General features: G+C 64.9%; 3 protein-coding genes. 2 read left to right on the forward strand and 1 reads right to left on the reverse strand.

Going from position 1 to position 1,848, the window contains the following annotated elements; all coding sequences use genetic code 11:
* Together A33M_RS19050 and A33M_RS19055 are read left to right on the forward strand one after the other, a co-directional pair.
* A partial coding sequence (locus tag A33M_RS19050) for an IS66 family transposase (RefSeq protein ID WP_157223569.1) occupies positions 1-468 on the forward strand: 468 nt, incomplete at its 5' end.
* Positions 423-1,076 carry a plasmid pRiA4b ORF-3 family protein gene (locus A33M_RS19055; RefSeq protein WP_202801957.1) on the forward strand — a complete coding sequence of 218 codons (654 nt, stop codon included), beginning with the start codon at positions 423-425 and terminating at the stop codon, positions 1,074-1,076. The genes A33M_RS19050 and A33M_RS19055, both read left to right, overlap by 46 nt.
* 316 nt (positions 1,077-1,392) lie before the next feature.
* On the opposite strand, the gene A33M_RS24220 is transcribed toward A33M_RS19055, so the two are convergent.
* Positions 1,393-1,623: a hypothetical protein gene (locus A33M_RS24220; protein ID WP_157223570.1), complete on the reverse strand. Its 231-nt coding sequence runs from the start codon at positions 1,621-1,623 to the stop codon at positions 1,393-1,395.
* Between the last annotated feature and the right edge of the window lie 225 nt (positions 1,624-1,848).

Here is a 1,848-nt window from a genome sequence, read left to right on the forward strand (position 1 = left end):
GAGCGTGCCATCAACGGCCTTGCCGCTGACGAACGCCTTGCCGTTCGCCGTGAAAAGAGCGCGCCGATCCTCGCCGACCTGGAGGACTGGATGCGTGTCGAGCGGGCGCGCCTGTCGCGTCATGCCCCGGTCGCCAAGGCGATGGACTATTTGCTGACGCGCTGGGAGAGCTTTGCCCGCTTTCTCCACGACGGCCGGATCTGCCTGACGAACAACGCCGCCGAACGGGCGCTGAGAGGTTTTGCCCTCGGCCGCAAGACGTGGCTCTTCGCCGGCTCCGACCGAGGCGCCGACCGGGCGGCGGCCATGGCGACACTGATCATGACGGCCAAGCTCAACGACGTCGATCCGCAGGCCTGGCTCGCCGACGTCCTAGCCCGCATCGCCGACACGCGGCAAAGCCGGCTCGACGAGCTGCTGGCGTGGAACTGGAAGGCGGCGGACGAGCCGCTGGCGCTCGCCTCATGAGTGACCGGGACCGCATCGCTCGCCTGAAGATCGAGCTCGACGACTGGCAACCGGCCATCTGGCGCCGTGTCGAGGTGCCGCCGACGACGACGCTCAAAGGCCTCCATGACGTCGTTCAGGCGGTCATGCCCCTCCAGGACTATCACCTGTTCGAGTTCCGCGCCGACGACAGGCGTCATGCGATCCCCGATCCCGAATGGGACTTCGAGAAGACCTGGTCGGCCAAGACGACCCGGCTCGCCACCCTTGTCCAGCGCGGCGTGAGCGAACTCGTCTACACCTACGACTTCGGCGACGACTGGCGGCACACGCTCACCATCGAGAGCCTCGATGAAGTCGATCCGGCCGTCGAATACCCGCGCTTTATCGAGGGCCAGCATCGGGCCCCGCCCGAAGACATCGGCGGCCTTCCGGGCTTCGAACTCTTCCTCGAGGCCATCGCTGATCCCGACCACGAAGACCACGACCATCTGGTGCACTGGTCTGGCGGCACGTTCGATCCCAAGACCCTCGACGTGATCGATATCCAGAAGCGGATCGCCAAGCTCGCCCGCCGCCGAACCATCGGCAAGGCAGCCTTCGCAAAAAGCCGCAACCGCATCACCTGATCACCGCGGCCCTCGCCGCAGGATTACGAGCATACTGCGCTCTCGTGGATAAATGCCGGCATCGTCATCGACGCACGGGCATGGCATGCGACGCGTGCCGCGGCGCTCTCTGCTGAATTTGGTGCCATCGAGATCAACCCGGCAGCGACGCTGGCGGACAACTTCGTTCGCGCCTCTATCCGGAGGCGATCGACAACGGGTTCCGAAAGTAGCCGGTCGTTCTCGACCCCGACAGACTGACAGCGCAATTCAGGCCGGGAGGAACGTCCGCAACTACCGCTTCAAATCCGTTCGGGACCAGGTCCTTCTGGGAGCGTCACCCGACGCCTGTGAACGAGGAGGCTGCTGGCCTCGTCGTGTCGGCGATCGTGGATCGCCACCAGCAATTCTTCGCTCCGTTGCGCGACGGCCGGCTGATGCTCGACGGGTTTTTCGAGCCACCGGAAAGCTGCAGCAGGTCGAGCCGCGATCGCTCGATGCGCGGAAGTGGATCGACCTCGACGACAACGGTTTGTACAAGCTCGAACCGGACGGCTCTTTTCGTCATGTGTGATGAGACCTGTGCGCGGATAGCTCTGGACGACGCACCGAATTTCTGACTCGCTGATCTGCAGAGCGGATCGGGAGTGGGCGATGTCACGGCGGCGGATCGGTCAGGAGACGCTTCAATTCGGTTCTGGGCCAAGTCGCGGCCGGTCGTCACTCGACGCGCTGGCGGCGCTCATCGACTGGGCGCCGATCGCGCGAGACCTCGACGAGATCTCGTGCGCAG

The organism is Rhodovulum sp. PH10 (genome assembly GCF_000293785.1).
Taxonomy (GTDB): Bacteria; Pseudomonadota; Alphaproteobacteria; order Rhizobiales; family Xanthobacteraceae; genus Rhodoplanes.